3 protein-coding genes and 2 pseudogenes are annotated in these 6,559 nt (G+C 50.7%); 2 read left to right on the top strand and 3 right to left on the bottom strand.

The genetic code is table 11. The features are described from left to right. A pseudogene (locus MKS11_RS26940) lies at positions 1–426 on the top strand (IS5-like element IS903 family transposase); the annotation flags it as partial. A 95-nt stretch (positions 427–521) separates the two neighbouring features. On the opposite strand, the gene MKS11_RS26935 reads toward MKS11_RS26940, so the two are convergent. Further along, on the bottom strand, positions 522–1,829 hold the full coding sequence (locus MKS11_RS26935; protein ID WP_023280906.1) for an McrC family protein: 1,308 nt from the start codon (positions 1,827–1,829) through the stop codon (positions 522–524). Beyond that, a complete protein-coding gene (locus MKS11_RS26930; RefSeq protein WP_021312494.1) occupies positions 1,826–3,982 on the bottom strand; it encodes an AAA family ATPase in 2,157 nt (718 codons plus the stop codon). The genes MKS11_RS26935 and MKS11_RS26930 overlap by 4 nt, the downstream gene beginning before the upstream one ends. A gap of 414 nt (positions 3,983–4,396) precedes the next feature. Here MKS11_RS26930 and MKS11_RS26925 point away from each other — a divergent pair. Continuing rightward, positions 4,397–5,919 (top strand): annotated as a pseudogene (locus MKS11_RS26925) (IS3 family transposase). Between the two features lie 147 nt (positions 5,920–6,066). Here the strand turns inward: MKS11_RS26925 and MKS11_RS26920 are convergent. Further along, a complete protein-coding gene (locus tag MKS11_RS26920) occupies positions 6,067–6,462 on the bottom strand; it encodes a helix-turn-helix domain-containing protein (RefSeq protein ID WP_021312679.1) in 396 nt (131 codons plus the stop codon). Between the last annotated feature and the right edge of the window lie 97 nt (positions 6,463–6,559).

Below are 6,559 nucleotides of genomic sequence, written 5' to 3'. Positions count from 1 at the left end.
CTGAACAATGTGACGGACTCAGAAGCCTTCCCGGGTCTTATCCGGCAGACTCACAGAAAAATCAGGGCAGCATCGGCAGACGGCGCTTACGACACCCGGCTCTGTCACGATGAACTGCGGCGTAAGAAAATCAGCGCGCTTATCCCACCCCGAAAAGGTGCGGGTTACTGGCCCGGTGAATATGCAGACCGTAACCGTGCAGTGGCTAATCAGCAAATGACCGGGAGTAATGCGCGGTGGAAATGGACAACAGATTACAACCGTCGCTCGATAGCGGAAACGGCGATGTACCGGGTAAAACAGCTGTTCGGGGGGTCACTGACGCTGCGTGACTACGATGGTCAGGTTGCGGAGGCTATGGCCCTGGTACGAGCGCTGAACAAAATGACGAAAGCAGGTATGCCTGAAGGCGTGCGTATTGCCTGAAAACACAACCCGCTACGGGGGAGACTTACCCGAAATCTGATTTATTCAACAAAGCCGTGCCGAGCCTCAAGGTGCACCGGTCTCGCCTTTTCACCTCACTGCGTGTTGATGCTGAGTAGGTTAATTAACTGCTCGACAATCTTGTCCTCATCGAGAACCAGATTCACACTAGCCACCTGTAACTGTTCCTTGCCTGCTAGAATCCTATAGCCTGCATTCAGAGGTTGCGTTCCCAGACCTGCATGATGTGGATAGAGAAGCATAACTTGTGGGCATTGATAAATCCGTGCATAGGCCATCATCTGGTAGACATCAGCCTGCGATATGCCATGCCTGGCATCTTCGGGATGACGACCAATACGCTTCCATTTAGTGTCTATGATCATAACAATCTGATGGTTCCGCTCGATAAGCAGATCTGGTCGGGTCTGGAAGCGTGGTTTGCCTTCTTTTACGTCCTCGATCAGACAGTATAACCTGCCTGCCTGTGCACGAACCGTCCATTCCGTACCGCGTACAGCACGCTTCGCCAGCGCCGCTATATATGCCTCGAACAGGTCGTTCATTGGGAAAAGCAGTGTAATCCCGTTCTGCGCTCGTTTATCGTGGTGTGTAGCTTGCCAGTCGCGTCGCAGGAGAAGACGTGCCAGATTGTAGAGGGCTTCCCAGCGATGATTGGTTCGGTCGATCCGTACCTGTGACCACGGCAGATGACTGAAAGGGACGTCGCTAACACCCGATAACAGGATGCGCAATTCATTCAGACGACGGAGCGTATCAGCAGCGCGGGCATAATGGTGAAGCAGAACTACACACGCCTTCATAATTCGAAGCAGGGCGGTATCAGCCGACAGTTCGTCGTAACGACAGGCGAGACGGTCGGGGCGGACGGCAAGCGTAGTGAATTGTCGTTTGATATTGAGCCTTCCGCGCAATGAGGGCAAATCGTCTTCCTGTGCCAAATAGGTGCGCGGTAATCCCCGATGTACTTCAGATAAGAGTCGCTCGGCGAACAAGCGGATGAGTATCTCAAGTAAGCTTTCAGCTTGTCTCGCCATTGTTGCAGCCTGTCCATTGCCGAGTTTAAGGCCGAGGGCGACATCAAGCATACGTATCAGACGATTGCGTATTGTGGCGTCCGGTTCTATCGTCTCGTCGTCGAATTTGGGCAGGATCTCAAGGCTACATCCCGGAGCGGCAATGACCCCAACCATTTGCCCGGCAATAATTTTGTTATGGCGATCGATTAAGATATTAGTACCGTGCTGATTTGCCAGCGGATGCTCGCGCGCCGCCGTAAGCAGCGCGTTAGCCTGAGGGCGGGTAAAAGCATGAGGAGCGTTTATGCTGCTTTCAGTGTTCACACAAACACCACCCCATTCGCGAACCGTGAGGTGCGTCATTCTTTCGATTCACCAGCCACCTCAAGATCGGTGACATTTAACGTTCTGGTTTTGCCTATCAGTCGATCAAAGGCGTCATTTCTGAACGGTGCACGTACCGACCAGCTTGATAATGGTTCCCCCTCTATTCCGGGTGGCGGTAAAATCTGCGCTTCCTGCATAAAACCATCGCCCAGCACTGCCGCGATTCGGCTCCAGTCCTCGAAGAAATACTCTTGTAACAGCGGTATGACCTTATTGCGCACTGCATCTTCAACTTGTGCCCTGGATTCACAATTGATAAAGAAGGCGTGTCCAATGCGATATTCCCGACCTATAAGATATTCAATACGCTGGTTGATGGTGGTAAGAACGGCTTTGAGATCGATCCCCTCTACTTCACTTAGCAGGGTCGCGTCGGGAGCCATTTCCCGGAAGTTGAATCGCCGCCTCAATGCTGTGTCGAGCAATGCGATGGATCGATCGGCGGTATTCATGGTGCCTATGATATGAAGGTTGGCGGGGATGCCAAAATCTTTCTTTTTCGAATAAGGCAGAGTTACGGTGAGTGCATCAGGCATTCCAAGACGTTTATCCGGCTCAATTAACGTAATCAGTTCACCGAACACTTTCGAGATATTTGCCCGGTTGATCTCATCAATAATGAGGACGAATTGTTCTGGTTGTCCTTTAACATCGGAACTATTATCCAGGTTCTCTGTACTCGAGAGCAGTCTGCCTAGCGCCGGGATATTCACACGACTGGTGGCAATGGAATAGAGCGTCCGCATGGTGAAGTTACCATCGATAATTGTATCGAGTGGCAGTGGTTCATCAAGGGTCAGTAGCCAGCGAACTGGGCGGCGGTGGGCATAGTAACCTTCGGCTTCAGGAACGAAATAGTAATCACCAGTTATTTCAGCGATAGCGCGAAACGCAGTGTTCCCGTAAGGGACAATCACGATATCACCAGGCTTCATTTCGCAACGGAAGGGATAGGTTTGCGTCCAGTTACTAGGCGTCAGATTCCCTGGATTTTGCTTGATCCATTCATCATGAATCGCGTTGAACGATGAGAATCTATCCGCGCTCCAGTCTATGGTCCCACCCCACCCCAGAGCGATATACCCATTGTCGCGGGCATCTTCATACACATCGTCTTCGGTACCAATTGTCCCTTGCCCCATTTTCCAGAAGCGTTTCTGGGATAGTTGCAGTGCCGAGGCATCTGTCTGTGCACGGGGTTGTGTTCTGGCCTGATCGGCAAGGGCACAAATTTCTCTGAAGAGCCCCGGCGTAGGCATGAGTCTGAATCCAGCAGACGAAGACTCATCTTCACCGATTTCTGGACGAAGACCCTCAACGAAGGTTTCGTAGTCATAGCTCTGGTGGAATGTGACGAAAGAGATTCTCTTTTCTGCCATCAGTTCGTTATAGCGCGCCATCAGGGCCGCACGCCCATCTTTTGAGTTCGGATAGGCATCTTTGCCATCGCAGAGCGCTACGGCTTCCCTCGCCGTGTGATAGGTCTTTCCGGTACCTGGAGGACCGTAAAAAATAAGGTTAGTCGGAGTTGGTTTAGTCTGGGCCACCAGTTCGCTTCCTTCCGTAAGGATGAACGTATATTTCCGGGTTGTGCTCTTTTTAGGCCCTTCCGTCACCGGAGGGGGAACATCCGCTAGTTCCTGAAATTTTTGACCATCAAGAGCCTGACAGATGTTCGGCCATCCCTTGTCGAGACCCATTTCAGTATTCAGAGGACCAACTACCAGGGTGACACTTGTGTCACCTCGCTCTCTGGCTGGGGTGATGTAGTTTTCAAGGACATAATCTCGAATTTCGTCGGCCTGAGAGTCATCACCGCTCAGAAAACGTCCATATTGTCCGAGCCAGCTATTCCAGTTAGACAATCGGTTAAGCGGTTGCTCTGATTCAGGCATTAGTAACCGATAGTCATTGCCGTTGTCTTTGGCATCACGGCGAATCTCTTTGATCCGCTGCCGCAATTGTGCAAATCCATCCGCCTGGTAGGCTGCATCCAGATCTGCATGAGGAGAACCAAGTGCTGCGAGATTTTTTTCTATAGTTTTGACAGCATAAATACGGGAATTGAGGCCTGCTTGCGTTTTGGCGCCTTTTCTCTTCAACCATTCCTGAAATTCAACTTCGAGCATTTCCGATGCCCTCTCATTTTCGTTAACTTACTGATAGCTATCATTGTGGATGATGGAAGGGGCAGTACTGCAACTCTTCGCTACAGATTGCCAATACTATTAATCTTCCGTGCTGATTGTCTCGCTTGCGGGGCGAAGAGTTTGACCAACCTGACATAGCAGACAGGCATCATCCTCGAATGTCATGGTCCCTCAGGAGTGCAGCCCAAGCGCTGTGTCGCTTACCGTAAACATAGCACTATGGATGCCTCGGTCAAGGTATGTTTTTCCATAATTTATTGATAAGAAACAATAATAGTTATTATGTAATGATTTGAACCTTTATGAGCCTTTTAATAAATCGTCATGTCCAAAACTATGTAGCAGCTGAAGGTGGAAGTGTGGACAAATTCCTGGACCTTCAGGAGTTAATTTATGCATTCATACGAGGACCGGATTCGGGCCGTCGAACTCTATTACCGGTACGGAAAGAAAGCCTCCGTTGTCGTCATGGAGCTGGGATATCCTTCCACAAAACAGCTGGGCCGTTGGGTTCGGATTTATGAAGAGAAGGGCGATTTACCCAGGGAATTAAAGACAAGAGAACGCTATTCACGTACACAGAAAATTGCTGCTGTTGAGCATTATCTTACTCACGGTGGTTGCCTGTCGTACACTCGCCGAGCCATCGGCTACCCCAGTAACGAAATTCTAAAGCGCTGGATTGAAGAGTTTTACCCAAATGCGCGTCCCCTGGTCATTCGCTCAGGCACAAGCAAATGCTTCAGCCCGGAAGAGAGGTCTCAGGCCGTCCGGGAGCTCTGTAACCGACGTGGAACCGCGCGTAAAGTTGCACAAAGCATAGGCGTCAGCGTCCCGGTCCTGTACAAATGGAAGAAAGACCTTATCAGTGACGAGGCTTATCAATCCATGCGCAAACGAAAGTCAGCCCCTCAGGATAAAAATCAGGATGCTTTACTCGGTGAAATCCAGCGTCTCAGGAAGCAGGTTCATCAGCTGCAGCTCGAACGTGACATACTGACAAAGGCGAATGAACTGATAAAAAAAGATCTGGGCGTCAGCTTTCTGAAACTGAAAAACAGGGAGAAAACCCTGATAGTTGATGCCCTTAAGAAAAAGTACCCCGTTGCTGAGTTGCTAAGCGTTCTGCAACTTGCCCGCAGCTGTTATTTTTACCAAAACGTCTGTACGATAAGTATGCGGAAATACGCGTGATCATGGCCGATATCTTTGAGGAGAATTACCGCTGTTACGGCTATCGGCGCCTTCACGCGATGCTTCGCGGTAACAACAGGGTTATTTCTGAAAAGGTTGTCCGCAGACTGATGGCAGAAGAGCAGCTCGTTGTTAAGCGCACCAGGCGACGACGATACAACTCTTACTGTGGCGAAATCGGCCCGGCACCGGAAAATTTACTCGCCCGGGATTTTAGTTCCTGCAGGCCAAATGAGAAGTGGCTGACCGATATTACGGAGTTCCAGCTTCCGGCTGGAAAAGTCTATCTGTCGCCGGTTATCGACTGCTTTGATGGCCTGGTTGTAAGCTGGTCGATAGGAACACGCCCGGACGCGACGCTGGTGAATACGATGCTCGATGACGCACTCGATACGCTCAACGAACATGATAAACCAGTGATACACAGCGATCGTGGTGGCCATTACCGGTGGCCGGGCTGGCTCGAGCGTATCAACACCTCCGGACTTATAAGGTCCATGTCGCGCAAAGGATGCTCGTCGGATAATGCTGCGTGTGAAGGCTTCTTCGGGCGTATCAAAAACGAAATGTTCTATGGCAGAGACTGGGCGGGTATCACGCTGGAAAAATTTATCTGCTTCCTGGACAAGTACATACGCTGGTATAACGAGAAACGTATCAAGCTATCATTAGGTGCAATGAGTCCTGTGAAGTACCGGCAGCATCTTGGGATCACAACATAACAGTCCAGGAAAACATCCGCAGCCCCCTAATAGACATTAGCATTGAGCCCCTACAATACATGTCTAGCCAATGTTGAAATGTCGTGCTGAAAACAAAGCTGACCTGACGTCAGTGGAGAGTCTGGACAATGCCTTTTTAAGGTTGAGTCAGGCTTTGGAGGAAGAACGTGGTTGCCAGGTTTTCTCGGCTATCATCAGTTTACGTACGGTCTCTTTTGAAATCCGGACACCGTATTCTGTGGTCAGAATTCGCCAGATGGCTGACGGATTCATACCCCGGCCGCGTGAGCGAATAAGCTGCAGGGCCTGGTCTCTGATGGTGGTGTTTAACTGATGGTTGCCGGGCTTTCCACGGCGCCGGCTGACCAGACCGGCTGGCCCCAGCTCACGATAGCGTTTAATCAGGCGGGAGCACTGACGACGGGTGAGCTCCATGGATTCCGCCACTTCTGCCAGCGTAATTTCCCGCGCCACATAGGCCTCAATCAAATCCAGGCGCAACGCTTCATGTAATGTCAGGAGCACTGGTTTGTTGTCGTCCATTTTTCTCTCATCTGTCGGCCATATCAGATCCGCAGGTGAGGGAAGGGCTCATCGCTTCAGGCTGGGGATAAAATCCTGCGGACTGGCCAGCACCGGG

Origin of the sequence: Klebsiella sp. K5-45, from assembly GCF_030128605.1 — a bacterium.
Classification (GTDB): Bacteria; Pseudomonadota; Gammaproteobacteria; order Enterobacterales; family Enterobacteriaceae; genus Klebsiella; species Klebsiella quasipneumoniae.
This window is presented reverse-complemented; position numbering and strand designations above follow the sequence as displayed.

What these genes read in the sequence shown, in the direction of transcription:
- MKS11_RS26935 (WP_023280906.1), bottom strand. Translation starts at nt 1,829, where the DNA reads ATGACGCACCTCACGGTTCGCGAATGGGGTGGTGTTTGTGTGAACACT.
- MKS11_RS26930 (WP_021312494.1), bottom strand. Translation starts at nt 3,982, where the DNA reads ATGCTCGAAGTTGAATTTCAGGAATGGTTGAAGAGAAAAGGCGCCAAA.
- MKS11_RS26920 (WP_021312679.1), bottom strand. Translation starts at nt 6,462, where the DNA reads ATGGACGACAACAAACCAGTGCTCCTGACATTACATGAAGCGTTGCGC.